The following is a 16,216-nucleotide window of genomic DNA, read 5'->3' as shown; positions in this document are numbered from 1 at the left end:
TTCTCACCCAGCCGCCGCATCACATGGTATAATCGCCAGTAGAATATCTTACTAATTTCAATGGCGGTGACATGTTTGTATCCCAAAATTAACGACCAACTGTTCATCCAGGTAGCATCCAGCGACGCCTTCGAATCGGAAATCGAATACCGGTCCAGAATAACTGAACTGGAGGATGAAGCATTTCTGATAGAAATTCCGATGCAGGAAAGCAGCGGACGCCTTAAGAAACTGTATATCGGGGATGAGCTGTCGGTTTATTTTATGAGCGAGGGCGGAATCAAGAATTATTTTTATACGCATGTGCTCGGTTTCAAGGAAGACGTCATCCGAATGGTGCGGGTGCACAAGCCGGCGAAGGATGAGGTTCTGAAAATACAAAGACGAAGCTTCCTGCGTGTCAGCGCAGAGCTGGAGCTGGCTGTCAGAACAGCGGCGGGCATTCGCTTTCTCGTTCGGACCGAAGATATCGGCGGCGGCGGAACTTCATTTTGGACGGATGTAAGCGTTCCGCTTGAAGTGGGGGATCGGCTGGAGTGCTGGCTTCTTATCCCTTACCGTAACGGATCGAACGAACATGCTTACTTCGAAGCCGAGGTGGTGCGGATGAAAGAGCTCGATAACGGTCGGAGTGTGGCCATGCTCAAGTTCGTTAACATCTTGGATGGCGAACGTCAGAAAATTATCCGCTTCTGCTTCGAGCGGCAGTTTGATTTCCGCAACCGTTAAAGCGAGTCTGCCATTAGTTTCACGCGGGATTCGTGCAAAGAGCTCTAAAATACACTGAATTTTGCTGCCATTCCCCGATTTGTGCGCTGTATTTTGAGTCTATGCGATTTTGCACTGCTGTACAAACTGTGGTATAATTTTATAAGTCGCAGGCAATGCCTGCTTTTTTCTTGAAGATATCAGAAAGTATGAATTTATGTTCGTGCTTTCCGGTGTGTCAAGTGGATCAACCGCCAAGCGCGGTCTTGGCATTATGCCTGAGGAGGAATGCCCCTTTGGTTAGGCAGGGGACACATATCGCTGACAAAATTAACGTCGCTATCGACGGACCTGCCGGGGCGGGCAAGAGTACAGTAGCCCGAATGGTAGCACAGAAGCTTTCTTACATTTATGTCGATACGGGAGCCATGTACCGGGCGGTGACCTGGTATATGATCCGCAAAGACATTATGCCGGATGATCATGATAACGTGCTTCAAACAGTACGAAATATGGTGATTGAATTAATACCCGGAGAAGATGTGCAGAAAGTGATAATCAACGGGGAAGACGCGACTCCCCATATCCGCAGTCTGCAGGTCAGCGGCATGGTATCGCAGTATGCCAAGATTGAGTCCATCCGAACAAGGCTGAGCCAGCTGCAGCGCGAGATGGCGATTGGCAAAGGGGTCGTAATGGACGGCCGCGATATCGGCACAACCGTACTGCCGGATGCCGAAGTGAAAGTTTTCATGACGGCAAGCGTGGAGGAGCGGGCGCTCCGCCGCTACAAGGAGCTGAAGGATGCGGAACAGGTGACTCTGGAGCAGCTTGAGAACGATATTGCGCAGCGCGACCTTCTTGATCAGAATCGGGAAATTTCGCCGCTTCGGCGCGCGGATGACAGCATTTTGCTCGATACGACGTCGATGGATATCGAACAGGTTGTGGAGACAATCGTGTCCCACTGCAGATCTTATGCCCGCGGGGAGAGAAATCATTAATGATTTATGTCATTTGCCGAGGATTGCTTCGCTTGATTTATTCCGTTCTGTTTCCGCTAAAGACGGTGGGAATGGAGAATATTCCGAAAGAGGGCGGAGTGCTGCTCTGCGGCAACCACATCAGCAACCTTGATCCCATGACAATGGGTATTAAGCTGGAGCGCAAAGTGAACTACATGGCCAAGGCGGAGCTGTTCAACGTTCCGGTTCTCGGCTGGCTGGTCAGACAGCTTGGCGCTTTTCCGGTTAAACGCGGCGGCGTAAGCAAGGAATCCATTAAAACGGCGCTTAATTTACTCCGCAGTGGTCAGGTAATGGGTATTTTCCCGGAAGGGACGCGGAACAGCGATGCTGGAATTGCCAAAAAGGGAGCGGCAACCTTTGCCCTCCGCAGCGGCGCGGCAGTTGTTCCAGCGGCGATAACCGGCCATTACAAGCCATTTCGCCGGATGGTCGTCGTTTACGGCGCTCCGATTGATCTGAGCGAATATGCCGCAGGCGGCAGCGATTCGGCTGAAGCGGTTACCGATCTTATCATGGCCCGGATTCGCGAGATGCTGGAAACCGGCAAGCCAAGCGGGAAATAAAGCGGCATAGCCGTTATTATTTGGAACATAATAGGATAAGTAACATCTATAGCGGGGCATTTGTTAAAGATGTATGTTTTGAACCCTGCTCTAGTGCGGGTTTAAATAAATGGGGTTTTGAATCGAGGAGGGTAATCACATGTCTGAAGAAATAAGAAATCAGGAAGCTGCGGAGAACAACGAATCCGTAGAGGCGGTAGATTCCGCTGCTAGCAATCAAGAGGAAATCGCAAGCCAGGATGCGCTGGAGCAAATCATTTCCTTGAAAAAAGGCGACACCGTGAAAGGAACGATCGTCAAAATCGAAGATAACCAAGCTTATGTGAGCATTGGATATAAATATGACGGCGTCATTCCGATTCGCGAATTGTCTTCCGTTCAACTCGACAATGCCGCTTCGGCTGTTGAAGTCGGACAAGAAGTGGAGTGCAAGGTTGTCAGCATCAACGACAACAAGGAAAGCCTTGTTCTTTCCAAACGCGCAGTGGACAGCGAGAAATCCTGGGACGACCTGGAGAAATACTACAATTCTCAAGAGTCTTTCGAAGTCACCGTGGCCGACGTTGTCAAAGGCGGTCTGGTTGCCGACGTGGGCGCCCGCGGATTTATCCCTGCTTCCATGGTTGAGCGTCATTTCGTTGAAGATTTCAGCGATTACAAAGGACGTACGCTTCGCGTAAAAGTGAAAGAGCTTGACCGTGAGAACGGAAAGGTTATTCTCTCCGCGAAGGAAGTGCTCGAAGAGGAATTCGAAGCTAACAAGCAAAGAATTATGGCTGAGCTCACCGAAGGCGAAATCATCGAAGGTACGGTACAGCGTCTGACTCAATTCGGCGCGTTTGTCGATGTGGGCGGCGTTGATGGACTCGTTCACGTCTCCGAAATCGCTTGGAGCCATGTCGACAAACCTTCCGATGTGATTTCCGAAGGCGACAAGGTTCGTGTAAAAGTGCTGAAAGTCGATCCGGAAAAAGGCAAAATCAGCCTGAGTATCAAAGCGGCAACGCCTGGTCCTTGGGACACGGCTTCCGACAAAATCCATATCGGCGATGTGGTAACCGGCGAAGTAAAACGTCTTGTCAACTTCGGCGCGTTCGTTGAACTCTTCCCTGGCGTAGAGGGTCTTGTGCATATCTCGCAAATTTCCCATAAGCATATCGGCACACCGCATGAAGTGCTTAAGGAAGGACAGGAAGTTCAAGTGAAGGTACTGGATTTCAATCCGTCCGAGAAGCGCGTCTCCTTAAGCATTAAGGAAACGGAAGAAGCTCCGGCGCCTGCTGCCAAGCCGGAAAGAAGCAGAGACCGTGCTCCTAAAGAAGTGCTCGACAACCCCAATGTTTCGCTTAGCAACCAAGGACTCAGCTTTACGCTGGCCGAACGTTTCGGCGACAAGCTGGACAAATTCAAGGGGAAATAATTCCTTTTTTTGTCTGACATAATGGGTATACTAATCGGCGAACCCTTTTATAAGAGGGTTCGCCGATTGTGTTTTTAGGCGTTAGCCAAGTGAAGGCTTTTTTGCTATGATGGGAAACGTAAGGCAGACAGGAGGAATGAAATATGGCAAGACCCGTTGTGGCCATCGTAGGAAGGCCCAATGTAGGGAAATCAACGATTTTTAACCGGCTAATCGGTGACCGGCTGGCTATTGTAGAGGATAAACCCGGAATCACCCGCGACCGGATATATGGGGTATCGGAATGGAACGGCAAGGCGTTCAGCGTAATTGATACGGGTGGCATCGAGATCGATGGTGAGGATATGATTCTGAAATCCATCCGTATTCAGGCGGAGCTGGCGATCGAAGAAGCGGATCTTATCGTATTTATGTGTGAAGCGAAGAGCGGACTGACCAATGCGGATGAAGAAGTGGCTCAGCTGCTGTTCCGGTCAGGCAAGCCGGTCGTACTCGCAATCAACAAAGTGGACAATATGAAGCGGGCTGAGGATATCTATGAATTCTACAGCCTAGGTTTCGGAGATCCGATCGGCATCTCCGGCAGCCACGGCACGGGAATCGGCGATTTGCTGGATGAGGTTACGGAGCGGCTTCCGGAGCCGCAGGACGAGGAATACGACGAGGATGTGATCCGCGTTGCGTTGATCGGCCGCCCAAATGTGGGCAAATCGTCCTTGGTTAATGCGATTCTCGGCGAGGAACGCGTTATTGTCAGCGATGTTGCGGGAACGACCCGCGATGCAATCGATACGCCGTTTGAACGTGACGGACAACGCTATGTGCTGATCGATACCGCCGGGATGCGCAAGCGCGGCAAAGTGTATGAAACGACGGAGAAATACAGCGTTATGCGCGCCATGCGGGCCATTGAACGAGCGGATGTCGTGCTCGTCGTTATTAACGGTGAAGAGGGCATCATCGATCAGGATAAGCATATCGCCGGTTACGCGCATGACGCCGGCAAGGCATCGATGTTCGTGGTCAATAAGTGGGATGTTGTCGAGAAGGACGATAAGACGATGCAGCAATTCGAGAACAAGATCCGCGACCATTTCTTGTTCATGACTTATGCGCCGGTTGTCTTCCTGTCCGCGCTGACGAAACAGCGCCTGCATAAGCTGTTGCCTATTGTGCAGCATGTCGCGCAGCAGCATTCCCTGCGCATCGCGACACATCTTCTCAACGATGTTGTCTCGGATGCCGTCGCGATCAATCCGCCGCCGACCGATAAGGGACGCCGTCTGCGTATCAATTATGTGACTCAGGTGGCCGTGAAGCCGCCGACGATTGTGGTGTTCGTCAACGATCCTTCGCTGATGCACTTCTCCTATGAACGTTACCTGGAGAATAAAATCCGCGGTGCGTTTGATTTTGAGGGGACGCCGATCCGAATCTTTACACGGCGCAAATCCGACGATGAATAGGGGAGAAGAAGCGTGGCGTTTGAAATCGTAGTAATTGTTGTTAGTTATCTGCTTGGCTCCGTCAGCTTTAGCGTGCTGCTGGCAAGGCTGATTAAGGGCATTGATATCCGCCATTACGGCAGCGGTAACGCGGGAGCAACCAACACACTGCGGGTTCTTGGAACAGGACCTGCCATACTGGTGCTTGCTCTGGACGTGCTTAAAGGCATTGCCGCCGTTTGGCTCGGGGTATGGGCAGGCGGATGGGGAGGCTGGGTCTCCGTCGCATGCGGTATTGCGGCGATTATCGGGCACAACTGGCCGCTTTACTTTCATTTCAAAGGCGGGAAAGGCATCGCGACGACGATTGGTGTCATGGCGACAGTAGCCTTTTTTCCCGCGCTTTACGCAGGAATTATCGCTATTCTGTCCATCGTTGTCACCCGTTACGTCTCGCTCGGGTCCCTTCTGTTCGTTGCATTGACGCCGGTGTTCCTGCTGTTCACCGGGTTTACATATCCGGTTCTGTGGACCAGCCTGATCATCGCTGTCTTTGCATTCTGGCGGCACCGGACGAATATAATTAAAATTGCGCAGCGGCGCGAGAATAAAATCGGCTCCAAGTCCAAAGGAGGGAAGCGCGTTGTCTGACAAAGTCGCCGTACTCGTCGCGGGCAGTTGGGGAACAGCGCTGGCAAGCGTTCTGGCGGCGAACCATCCAAAGGTCTATCTATGGACGCGGAACGCATCCCAGTCGGAGGAGATCAACGCCAGGCATACGAACGAGCGTTATTTGCCGGGAGCGGTTCTTCCCGAGAACATTACCGCGACAACCGATATGGCAGAGGCTGTGACGGACGCCAAAGCGGTCGTCATCGTGGCTCCTTCATCGGGCATGCGTCAGGTCGCCCGCAGTTTGAAGACTCACTGGAAGGAAGAGATGCTCTGCGTCCATGCGACCAAAGGCTTTGAGACAGAGAGCATGAAACGGATGTCCACGGTTATATCCGAGGAGCTTGGCTGTAATGAAGACCGTATCGTTGTCCTCTCCGGCCCGAGCCATGCGGAGGAGGTCGTCCGCCATTGTCCGACAACGGTCGTCGTCGCATCGCTGGATGAGAAAGCCGCGATACGGGCTCAGGATTTGTTCATGAACAATGACTTCCGTGTATACACAAATCGCGATATGCTTGGCGTGGAGTTGGCTGGAGCGCTCAAGAACATCATTGCACTCGGCGCGGGAATGTCCGACGGCCTCGGTTACGGCGATAACGCCAAGGCGGCGCTGATTACCCGGGGCATCGCGGAAATCTCCCGCGTAGGTGTAGAGCTTGGGGCGAACCCTCTGACATTCGCCGGTCTCGCCGGAATCGGCGACCTGGTCGTAACGGCGACAAGCAAGCACAGCCGCAACTGGCGGGCAGGCTCGCTGCTCGGACAGGGCAAGCCGCTGGATGAGGTGCTGGGTTCGATGGGCATGGTGGTAGAAGGCATACGCACAACCCAGGCAGCCTACGCAATCTCCGCCAAATTGGGCGTACAAATGCCGATTACGGACCAGATTTATCATGTGCTGTTCCTTGGCCGGAGTCCGCGGGAAGCGGTCGAAGCGCTTATGGGACGCGATCCGAAAGCCGAACTCGAGTCCATCTCCCAGGAAACATGGGAGCAATGGCATACATGAAGTAACCTTGGAGAGCCCTCACCTTTTACCGGATTTCCTCATATGCTGTATCGGGGATTGACGGAGGAGGGATGACAAATGAGCCGAAATTTTTCCAAGGACGCCTTGAACGCCATCAATAAAAAGGCGGGCAAAAACATCTCGGAAGGCGCCGTTAAAAGGCTGGCCGGTACGGTAAAGCCGGGGACGCTGCAAAGTGAAGCCCAGCTCCGCCAATTGATCAAGCAGGTATCAGCGATGGCCAATGTGCCGGTCAGCGAAGCTACGATTAAGGAAATTATCAGTGCTGTGAAGAAGACCGGAGCGAATCCGAGCAGCATTGAAACCTTAATGAAAATGATGCTAAAAAAATAGGAGTATTCTTCCCGAAAAGAGCAAAAGAACCAACGCGGTTCCGATGCTCTTTTTTTTGTAATCGTGTTATAATATGCCTATAATATCCAGTTGAAAGGAGGCCTGCGAATGGACCCGATGACCAAAATGTGGATGTCCCTGATTTCCATTTTGATAATGGGTCTGTCCGTATTTCTGATTACGTTTGCCCGTAGCAGGACGAAAGGCATGCTCCGCGGAGTGTTGTCCGTCATCGCTTTTGTCATCATGCTAATCGGATTGCTTGGCGGCATGGCCTCAATTATGTAAGCCGTTACATATAACTGCTGCGGTAAGACGGAAGGAACGGTCCGCATAATTGAACAAAGGCTGCAGCGCTGGTCTGCCAGGCCATACTGGAAGTAACAGGTAACCTCTCAACGTCGAACTGAACATATTTCTGATTGAATCGTAGCACGATTTTTGAAGGAATGGGGCGTGAAGGAATGTTAGCCGGTGATACTATGCCTCAGGGGCTGCGCAAGGCTCTTGTACAGGTTGCTGATGCATTATGCTTTCGGGAAGAGAAAGACCCGCCGTTATGTCTCCTGGGAGGAAGCTGCGGGCTGCTTCTGCACGATGTGCCGCTTGCGGCGCCTCCTCGCGATATCGATCTGTACGCGGACCTGGAGGCTGTGGACAGGCTCCATTCCGCTCTTGGACGATATGCTTGCGGGAAACCGGCCGAAGACTCGAGCTGCGGATGCTTTTCGCTAATTGGTCATTACCGGCTGGATGATTATCATTTGGAACTCGTATGCGGGTTTAAAGTATGCAGCGGTCCATCGAAGTACAATGTGGAGACCTGCCTTCTGCAGGCGGGAGCGCCCGCCAAGGATTATCCCGGCATCGGAAGGCTGCGGCTTATGCCTTTGGCCCATGAATTTGTATTCAATGTGCTACGCGGACGGAGAGACCGTTATGAGGCGATCGCCTCTGTCATGAGGAGAAATTTACCTGCTCACCTGCCGCTGGTTCAAACGCTGATCCGGCGCAATTCGCTGGAGCTTACCCATATTGGGCTGCTTGGGGAGCTGCTGGGGGTAACCGCGCTCTGTTCATAATATTGCTGTTCGTACTTGGAGCGCTAAGAGGAGGATACTGACATCGATGAAGACGCATAGAGGATATAAGGTTGTTTTCTTGCCGGAGGGGCGGCAGACCGAAATTGCCGGGGGCGCATCGCTGCTCACAGCAGCGCGCAAGGCGGGCGTTAAAATAGCTTCCCGCTGCGACGGGAAAGCCGGCTGCCTCATGTGCAAGGTCAAGGTTGAGGATGAGACTGCGGGCGGGGTTAAGCCTCCTGGAGATATCGAACGGCGCAAACTGGGCAGCCAGCTTAGCGATGGCGTCCGTCTCGCCTGTCAGGCGATTGTGCAGGGAGACATTCGTGTGACCATTCCCGAAGACCCTTTGAAAGCTGCCGTGAGGCGCAGGCTGGAAGAGGCGCGGCGCGGCCGCGAGGATGAATTGTGGTAAGTATGCCGAAGGAGAGGCCGTCAAGCCGGGCAGGAGTCATTCGAGGAGTCATTCTGCCGCCATTACGTTCTGCGGGCGTGCTGGGAACGATAGTCCTTACTCTCTTCCTGTCCGGCTGCCTGTATACCGGCAGGGAGGAAGGAAAGACCGCCGTCAGCTACCGTGAAAGTGTGAGCCGGGTTCAGTCGGCTGTCGACGATTTCTACAAGGAGGAGGGCGTGCTTCCAATCTTGAACGCGGACGGGGCCACCCCAAGGTTCGAGAAATTTCGGATAGATCTGGACAAGCTGAACAAAAAGGGTTATTTGGACGATATTCCGGCAGCGGCCTTCGAAAAGGGAGGCAGCGCCTATTTTTTGCTGCTGGATGAGGAGAGAGATCCGACGGTTAAGGTGATGGATCTGGTTACGGTTCAGGCAGTGAACGATGTCCAGCGGAAGGTGAATCTGTACCGCTCGGCCCATAACGGAGAGCTGCCCGCCGCCGGAGAAATGTATCCAGGTCTGTACAAGATCGACGGCAAGAAGGCAGGAACGGAATGGATAAAGCTAGCAAGCGTGTACTCCGGCCAGGAGATGGATTTTATTATGGATAAGTCCGGTGGTGTATACGCCGATTACGCATTCGACATTATGGCTGTGATAGACAAGACGGGAGTGCAGCCGGCCGCAGGCGAGGATCTGCGCCCGCTGCTGCTGGGAAGTTCCTGGTTTGTCCCTGTCAAATCGCTCCCCTATTACTGGGCGGGAGGCCAGCCTGTTCCCCGCACACCATCCAATGGGCAAGGAGCGGAGTAACAAAAATACATGTATCTGCTATGAAAGGGCAGTTGTCCGTGGGATGACTGTCTTTTTGCGTGCGATGAAAGATTAGTAGTTTTGTCCGGTCTATGTTTCTGAAGGGTGTTCTATTTCCGGCGGGATGTTCATATGCATGATGAGAAAGCTTCCGGGCTGCAGTAACGCCTGTCGTACTCTTAAATCTAAGAAACAACCTTTAAATTGCGTGGAAGCAGGTCATAAATCCGCAGCGGATACATATGATGATACTAGTCCAAATGCATGTCCGAGCGTTCGGGGTTTACCGCGGGGCAAAGCTTACGGATCTTACGGACCAAGCTTCAGCCGGGCTGTGAGTTCAGAGTCCGGTTCATGCCGTGAAGGCGATGAACACCGGCGGCAAGCGCGAAGTCGATGCTCTTCAGGCATTTTTTCTTCGGAAGTATATGAGGAGGGGATCTCTTTTGGAAAAAGTGGATATTTTCAAGGACATTGCCGAACGCACCGGCGGGGACATCTATCTGGGAGTCGTCGGCGCGGTCCGCACGGGGAAGTCAACATTTATTAAGCGCTTTATGGAAACGATCGTACTGCCTAACATAACGAGCGAGGCGGACCGCGCGCGTGCTGTGGATGAGCTGCCGCAGAGCGCCGCAGGCAAGACGATTATGACGACCGAACCCAAGTTCGTTCCGAACAACGCGGTACAAATCAAGGTTACCGAGGGGCTTGAGGTTAACGTCAGACTCGTGGATTGTGTCGGCTATGCGGTCGACGGGGCCAAAGGCTACGAGGACGAGAACGGCCCTCGGATGATCTCCACACCCTGGTTCGAAGAGCCGATTCCGTTTCAGGAGGCGGCGGAAATCGGCACCCGGAAAGTAATCCAAGAGCATTCGACGCTTGGCGTCGTCGTCACCACGGACGGCACCGTAGCGGAAATTCCGCGCAGCTCGTACGTAGATTCGGAAGAACGCGTTATTGCGGAACTTAAGGAGGTCGGCAAGCCGTTCGTAGTTGTCATTAACTCCACCCGGCCGAGAAGCGAGGAAACCCAGCAGCTCCGCAGCGAGCTGGCCGCTAAATACGATATTCCGGTCATGTCGCTTAGCGCCGCTACGATGTCCGAGGATGACGTCACCGGCGTGCTGCGTGAAGTATTATATGAATTCCCCGTGCATGAAGTGAATGTCAATCTGCCGAGCTGGGTGATGGTGCTGCCCGAGAATCACTGGCTGCGCAGCAATTACGAGAATTCCGTGCGCGACACGGTTAAGGATATCCGCCGCCTGCGCGATGTAGACCGGCTGGTCTCCCAGTTCACGGAGTATGACTTTATCGACAGAGCCGGACTTAGCGGCATGAATATGGGCCAGGGCGTCGCCGAGATCGACCTGTACGCGCCTGAAGAGCTGTACGACCAGGTGCTGATGGAAGTCGTCGGCGTCGAAATCCGCGGCAAGGATCATCTGCTGCAGCTCATGCAGGAATTCTCCCATGCCAAGCGGGAATACGACCGGTTCGCGGAAGCGCTCGAAATGGTCAAGACGACAGGCTACGGCATCGCCGCGCCTTCACTGGCCGAAATGGCGCTCGACGAGCCGGAGCTGATCCGCCAGGGTACTCGTTTTGGGGTGCGGCTGAAAGCGACGGCTCCGTCTATCCATATGATCCGTGTTGATGTCGAATCAGAATTCTCGCCAATTATCGGTACGGAGAAGCAGAGCGAAGAGCTTGTACGCTATCTGATGCAGGATTTTGAGAAAGACCCGATCAAGATCTGGGAGTCGGATATATTCGGCCGGTCGCTGCACAGCATCGTCCGGGAAGGCATTCAGGGCAAAATCGCCATGATGCCGGACAACGCCCGCTACAAGCTGCAGGAAACGCTGGGCCGCATTATCAACGAAGGGTCCGGCGGATTGATTGCTATTATTCTGTAAGCCTCTCTAAAGGTAAAAAAAATAGCGAAGAAATAAGAGCGGGACGCTAAGGTTCCGCTCTTTTTATGCCGTTTTGGAGATGCAGGAAATCATTTCAGCTTGTTTTTTTCGGAACGCCTTGAAATTATGGATGGCCTGTATTACTATAAATTTGTTGCGCATCCGGGGAAAGATGCCGGCAATGTTTCACTTTACGAAATAATCATGTATATTTTACGTTGAAACGGAAACAGTGAACAATAACGGAGAACTTGCCAGGGAGGTGAGAAGAAATGAATAAATCTGATTTGATCAACCAAGTGACGGAAGCAACCGAACTTCCCAAGAAAGATGTTACCAAAGCAGTAGACGCTGTATTCGAGGCGATTACAGAAGCTTTGCAGGGCGGTGACAAAGTGCAGCTGGTCGGATTTGGAAACTTTGAAGTCCGCGAACGTTCCGCACGCAAAGGCCGCAATCCGCAAACCGGTGAAGAAATCGAAATTCCTTCGAGCAAAGTTCCGGCATTCAAACCGGGCAAGGCGCTTAAAGACGGAATTAAATAATGATTTCTACATAGCCGATTATGACTAAGATTCGCATCAACCATGCCGCCCTTTCAGGCGGCATTTATTTTTAAGTGCGGCAAAGCGATATTTCCGAAGGGAGGACTAGCGATGAGCGAGAGCAAGAACGAAGGCGCCCCGGATGCGGCGGAGAGCGACTATATCGTCGTCAAGGCCAAAGAGAACGGCGTGCAGGTGATCGGGCTGACGAGAGGTCTGGATACCCGCTTTCATCATACCGAGAAGCTCGACAAGGGAGAGGTGCTGATTGCGCAGTTTACCGATCATACCTCGGCGATGAAAATTCGCGGCAAGGCGGAGATCATGACCAAGCACGGACAATTGGAGAGCGGCATCTAAAGCAGCAGGCATAGCCTGCTTTTTTTTGCATATAAAAAAGTATGGGTTTCACGCTTGTTCCAGGTCATCTGTGCGCGTACATTGCTGCTTAGGCGTAAAGGGGGATGAACGATGAACCGGACATGGTGGATTGGAGCGGCGCTGCTGGTTACGGCGGTTTCCGCCGCTTTGCTTCCAAGGATGGAGAGCCTTCATTCTTCCATGCTGGGCGAACATAGGACGGTGGAGACCCTTTCGTCAGCAAAGGACGGAATTATTCTAGGGGACGCCAATTTGGTGGATTCGGTCGGCAGCCTCCCTTTCTCCATGTCCATCGGCAGCGTCGGCTTAGAGGATGGAGTGCTGTCGCTGGATTTGAAGATTACGGACAGCAGGCTTCAGCCTAGTGAGGTATACGCCGATATGGCCAAGGCTTTCCTCTTCGCTTTTCGGGATACGGAAAATATCGATCAGGTTATGCTAAGAATCATTGCGGAGGACAAATGGCTGGGTACAGCCCGTCTGCTGCTGGCAGCGGACGCCAGGCGCCAGGAGCTGTCCGGCGAACTGCTGAGGGAGCTGCAAACGGCCGGCAATCTGCCGCTTCCTGGCCGTCTTAAGGCTGCTTTTCGAATCAGTGAAACGAGCCTCTGGAAAAATCAATTCATTCCTGCCTCATCCGGGTAAAATTAACTAAGAAGACGAGGAACAGCTGGCAGCCCGGTTGTGCGCGACCCAAAAACATGTGATATAATAGACAAGATTGAGACAAGATTGTGAACAAACGATCGGTCATAATTTTTATTGGCTCGGAGGCTGAAATGAAACCGTACCGCATACCGCAAATGGCTAAAACTTATACGGATTACGACATGATTCAGCGGCATACGGATCTGCCGCCATTTCCGGATGCCCGGGTATCATTGTTATATGCATTTTTGAATCATGGCGCCGCGAGGAGACCCGATGCGGAGCTGTGCTCGCTCGTTACTGCGCTCGTGCAGCTTGGACTGGATACCCATGAGTCGATCGATATTCCGGCAGACCCTGCCGGGGAGGATGCTATGCGTTCACGGCAGTTGAAGGTCCTGGCGGGAGATTATTTCAGCAGCTGGTTTTATCATATATTGGCTAAGAGCGGGGAAATAGGGATCGTCGGTTCTTTAAGCGCGGCAATCGCCGATTTTAATGTGCTAAAGGCGCAGCTCTATATCAAGGCGAAAGAGATGATTCTTTCGGCCGAAGCTTACTTGCAGGCCGCAGTGCAGCTGAACATGCGGCTGTTCCTGTCTTTTACCCCGTTGATCGACCGTTCTCTTGCCGAGGCGTGGCCAAATCTGCTGTATGAATTCAGCCGTTGCGAGACGATAGCGCTGGAGTTGAAGCGGGGAGCTTCGACTGCCGAAGCGCTGAATGGCTACTGCTTCTGGCATCTGCTGGAGTCGGCGAATGATGAAGAGAGACGGCAACTCCGGGAACGGAAGCTCGGGCCTAAGGATTGGAAGAAGCTGAAAATGAAGTATAAATGCGAATCCCTGCTGACGGACAAGCTGCATCAGGCGATGGATTCCATTCAGAAGATCTTTCAGGATCTCAGAGACGAAAGCCTCGCCCGTGAGCTGCGGGGAACGCTTGACCGTTTCCATCTGCAGTTGAAAATGTCGGGACAAGCATCGGGGGAGGCATAGGATCTTACATGAATAAGTCAACAGCGGCCGGCGATAACGGGATCAAGCCGAAGGAACAGTTTGTCCATTCCGTATTCGAGAAAATCGCCGGAAAGTACGATACAATGAACGATATACTCAGCTTCCGGCGTCATAAGGCCTGGAGGCGGTTTGCCATGGACAAGATGGCGATGCGCCGCGGGGATACCGCCGTCGATCTGTGCTGCGGCACCTGCGACTGGAGCATCGCGATGGCTGAGAGCAGCGAGACCGGATGCGTCATGGGACTCGATTTCAGCGAGGGTATGCTCGCCGTCGGCCGCCGCAAGGTGGAAGAGCGGGGGCTTGCCGACCGGATCTCGCTGGTACAGGGCAACGCGATGAACCTTCCGTTCGGCGACTGCTCCTTCGATTATGCTACGATCGGCTTCGGTCTGCGCAATGTGCCTGATCCAATCCAAGTGCTTAGTGAAATGAAGCGCGTGGTGAAACCCGGCGGAATGGTTGTCTGCCTGGAATTGTCCAAACCTACGGTCCAGCCTTTCAAAGGCATTTATTATTTCTACCTCACACGGATGCTGCCGCTGCTCGGCAAGCTGTTCGCGAAGAGCTACGAGCAGTACAGATGGCTTCCCGAATCGCTTGCCATGTTTCCGGACCGAAGGCAGCTGGAGCAGATCTTCCGTGAAACCGGTCTGGAACGCGTGAAATCCTTCCCCTTGACTGGAGGCATCGCGGCATTACACATTGGGCTCAAGGAGAATGTGGATGTTTAAGAAAATTGGTATTTTTATGCAAATGATTAAGTTTGAACACACGCTATTCGCCCTTCCGTTCGCATTTATGGGCGCCTTGCTCGGTTCGATGGTGATGTCCGGTTCACTGCCTTCCTGGCGGGATATCGGATGGATTGTTATTGCCATGTTCGGCGCCCGCAGCGCCGCGATGGGACTGAACCGCTTAATTGACCGCGTAAGCGACGCCAAGAATCCGCGGACGGCAGGTAGAGCGATTCCAGCGGGATTGTTGAAGGCGGGAGAAGTGATTGTCTTTGTCGCCTTTTCCTTCTTCCTGTTGTTCTGGGCCGCGTTCAAGCTGAACCCGCTGTCCGCGAAGCTGCTGCCGATTGCGGTGTTCCTGCTTGTGTTTTATTCCTTTACGAAGCGTTTTACTTGGGCCTGCCACCTGATTCTGGGCCTCACGATCGCGCTAGCTCCGCTTGGGGGATGGGTCGCGGTTACCGGCAAGGTGGACTGGACCGCCATGGTGTTTTATTTTACCATCATGTTCTGGACGGCCGGGTTTGACGTTATTTATTCCTGCCAGGATGTGGAGTTCGACAAGAAGGAAGGGCTGCACTCCATTCCGGTCCGCTTTGGTGTTGCGGGAGCGCTTAAGATTGCCAAGGTATTTCATGTATTGACCGGCATAGGCTTCATTTCCTTGCTGTTCATGGCCCATCTGAGCTGGTGGTACATCGCAGGCATGCTGATTGCTTACGCTATTTTGTTCTATGAGCATCATATCGTTTCCCCGAACGATCTGAGCCGTCTGCAAACGGCGTTTTTCACGATGAACGGGGTGCTCAGCATCGTCGTATTCTCTTTTACCTTGATTGACCTGGTGGTGCAGACCAACAAATGAGTAACTCAAGATCGAAGGGCTTTATAGTCGGCATTACGGGAGCCAGCGGCGCGATATACGGTGTTCGCTTAACGGAAACGCTACTGTCCCTGGGACTTGCGGTACATCTTGTTATTAGCAATGCGGGCTGGCGGGTTCTGAAAGAAGAGCTGGGCTGGAACGTCTCGGACCGGGAGGGCGTTCTGAATGAACATTTCAGCGGCCGTCCCGGTTCTCTGCTCTATCACCCCGTCGCGGATATCGGAGCTTCCATCGCGAGCGGCTCCTTCCGGACAGAGGGGATGATCATCATGCCCTGTTCCATGGGAACGCTGTCGGCCGTGGCGAACGGCTCCTCCGACAATCTGATGACCCGCGCCGCAGATGTGATGCTGAAGGAGGGACGTCCGCTGGTGCTCGTTCCCAGGGAGACCCCGCTGCATGCGATACATTTGGAAAATATGCTGAAGCTGTCCCGGCTCGGCGTTCGAATGATTCCGGCCATGCCGGCTTTTTATTTCGGGCCGCAAAGCCTGGATGATTTGGTCAACTTTATGGTCGGGAAGGTGCTGGACAGCTTCGGAATTGATCACGCTTTATTTCGCAGATGGGGGGATTAAG

20 protein-coding genes are annotated in these 16,216 nt (G+C 53.0%); all 20 read left to right on the top strand.

From position 1 onward, the window contains the following. Positions 1 to 75 precede the first annotated feature (75 nt). The 20 genes from VK70_RS13310 (at position 76) to VK70_RS13215 (ending at position 16,215) form a co-directional block, all read left to right on the top strand. Positions 76 to 729 carry a flagellar brake protein gene (locus VK70_RS13310; RefSeq protein WP_025699720.1) on the top strand — a complete coding sequence of 218 codons (654 nt, stop codon included), beginning with the start codon at positions 76 to 78 and terminating at the stop codon, positions 727 to 729. Positions 730 to 1,004: 275 nt separating this feature from the next. Next, positions 1,005 to 1,712: a (d)CMP kinase gene (gene cmk, locus VK70_RS13305; RefSeq protein WP_025699721.1), complete on the top strand. Its 708-nt coding sequence runs from the start codon at positions 1,005 to 1,007 to the stop codon at positions 1,710 to 1,712. After that, on the top strand, positions 1,712 to 2,299 hold the full coding sequence (locus VK70_RS13300; protein ID WP_025699723.1) for a lysophospholipid acyltransferase family protein: 588 nt from the start codon (positions 1,712 to 1,714) through the stop codon (positions 2,297 to 2,299). The genes cmk and VK70_RS13300 overlap by 1 nt, the downstream gene beginning before the upstream one ends. Positions 2,300 to 2,438: 139 nt before the next feature. Then, positions 2,439 to 3,719, top strand: a complete 1,281-nt coding sequence (gene rpsA, locus VK70_RS13295) for a 30S ribosomal protein S1 (protein ID WP_025688015.1) — start codon at positions 2,439 to 2,441, stop codon at positions 3,717 to 3,719. 143 nt (positions 3,720 to 3,862) lie between these two features. Then, positions 3,863 to 5,185 (top strand): ribosome biogenesis GTPase Der, encoded by a 1,323-nt coding sequence (gene der / locus VK70_RS13290; RefSeq protein ID WP_046723379.1) that lies wholly within the window; start codon positions 3,863 to 3,865, stop codon positions 5,183 to 5,185. Between the two features lie 12 nt (positions 5,186 to 5,197). Next, positions 5,198 to 5,815: a glycerol-3-phosphate 1-O-acyltransferase PlsY gene (gene plsY, locus VK70_RS13285; RefSeq protein WP_025700374.1), complete on the top strand. Its 618-nt coding sequence runs from the start codon at positions 5,198 to 5,200 to the stop codon at positions 5,813 to 5,815. Continuing rightward, positions 5,808 to 6,848 (top strand): NAD(P)H-dependent glycerol-3-phosphate dehydrogenase, encoded by a 1,041-nt coding sequence (locus VK70_RS13280; RefSeq protein WP_046723378.1) that lies wholly within the window; start codon positions 5,808 to 5,810, stop codon positions 6,846 to 6,848. The genes plsY and VK70_RS13280 overlap by 8 nt, the downstream gene beginning before the upstream one ends. Positions 6,849 to 6,926: 78 nt before the next feature. After that, the gene (locus tag VK70_RS13275) at positions 6,927 to 7,202 is read left to right on the top strand and encodes a stage VI sporulation protein F (protein WP_025700604.1); all 276 of its coding nucleotides are present in this window, start codon (positions 6,927 to 6,929) and stop codon (positions 7,200 to 7,202) included. A gap of 108 nt (positions 7,203 to 7,310) precedes the next feature. Further along, complete coding sequence (locus VK70_RS13270) at positions 7,311 to 7,490, top strand: DUF2768 family protein (RefSeq protein WP_025700606.1); 180 nt, start codon at positions 7,311 to 7,313, stop codon at positions 7,488 to 7,490. 176 nt (positions 7,491 to 7,666) lie between these two features. Beyond that, positions 7,667 to 8,284 (top strand): hypothetical protein, encoded by a 618-nt coding sequence (locus VK70_RS13265; RefSeq protein WP_025700608.1) that lies wholly within the window; start codon positions 7,667 to 7,669, stop codon positions 8,282 to 8,284. Between the two features lie 46 nt (positions 8,285 to 8,330). Further along, entirely contained in the window at positions 8,331 to 8,699 is a 369-nt protein-coding gene (locus tag VK70_RS13260) for a 2Fe-2S iron-sulfur cluster-binding protein (protein WP_025700610.1), read from the top strand. A gap of 2 nt (positions 8,700 to 8,701) precedes the next feature. Beyond that, positions 8,702 to 9,496, top strand: coding sequence for a DUF3939 domain-containing protein (locus VK70_RS13255; protein ID WP_025700612.1), 795 nt, complete (start codon positions 8,702 to 8,704; stop codon positions 9,494 to 9,496). Positions 9,497 to 9,942: 446 nt separating this feature from the next. Further along, positions 9,943 to 11,421, top strand: coding sequence for a stage IV sporulation protein A (spoIVA, locus tag VK70_RS13250; protein ID WP_025700613.1), 1,479 nt, complete (start codon positions 9,943 to 9,945; stop codon positions 11,419 to 11,421). 272 nt (positions 11,422 to 11,693) lie between these two features. After that, on the top strand, positions 11,694 to 11,966 hold the full coding sequence (locus VK70_RS13245) for an HU family DNA-binding protein (protein WP_025691450.1): 273 nt from the start codon (positions 11,694 to 11,696) through the stop codon (positions 11,964 to 11,966). A gap of 111 nt (positions 11,967 to 12,077) precedes the next feature. After that, positions 12,078 to 12,326 (top strand): trp RNA-binding attenuation protein MtrB, encoded by a 249-nt coding sequence (mtrB, locus tag VK70_RS13240; protein WP_025700614.1) that lies wholly within the window; start codon positions 12,078 to 12,080, stop codon positions 12,324 to 12,326. Between the two features lie 111 nt (positions 12,327 to 12,437). Further along, a complete protein-coding gene (locus VK70_RS13235; protein ID WP_025700617.1) occupies positions 12,438 to 12,992 on the top strand; it encodes a hypothetical protein in 555 nt (184 codons plus the stop codon). Positions 12,993 to 13,126: 134 nt separating this feature from the next. Further along, entirely contained in the window at positions 13,127 to 13,993 is an 867-nt protein-coding gene (locus VK70_RS13230) for a heptaprenyl diphosphate synthase component 1 (RefSeq protein ID WP_046723376.1), read from the top strand. An 8-nt stretch (positions 13,994 to 14,001) separates the two neighbouring features. Then, positions 14,002 to 14,748: a demethylmenaquinone methyltransferase gene (locus tag VK70_RS13225; protein WP_025693727.1), complete on the top strand. Its 747-nt coding sequence runs from the start codon at positions 14,002 to 14,004 to the stop codon at positions 14,746 to 14,748. After that, positions 14,741 to 15,616, top strand: coding sequence for a UbiA-like polyprenyltransferase (locus VK70_RS13220; protein ID WP_025693728.1), 876 nt, complete (start codon positions 14,741 to 14,743; stop codon positions 15,614 to 15,616). Before VK70_RS13225 ends, VK70_RS13220 begins: the two co-directional genes overlap by 8 nt. Then, positions 15,613 to 16,215: a UbiX family flavin prenyltransferase gene (locus VK70_RS13215; RefSeq protein ID WP_025693729.1), complete on the top strand. Its 603-nt coding sequence runs from the start codon at positions 15,613 to 15,615 to the stop codon at positions 16,213 to 16,215. Before VK70_RS13220 ends, VK70_RS13215 begins: the two co-directional genes overlap by 4 nt. Position 16,216: the final 1 nt, after the last annotated feature.

Origin of the sequence: Paenibacillus durus ATCC 35681, assembly GCF_000993825.1 — a bacterium.
GTDB lineage: Bacteria > Bacillota > Bacilli > Paenibacillales > Paenibacillaceae > Paenibacillus_AQ > Paenibacillus_AQ durus_B.
The sequence above is the reverse complement of the archived record's forward strand: the minus strand, read 5'-3'. Positions and strand labels throughout refer to the sequence as shown.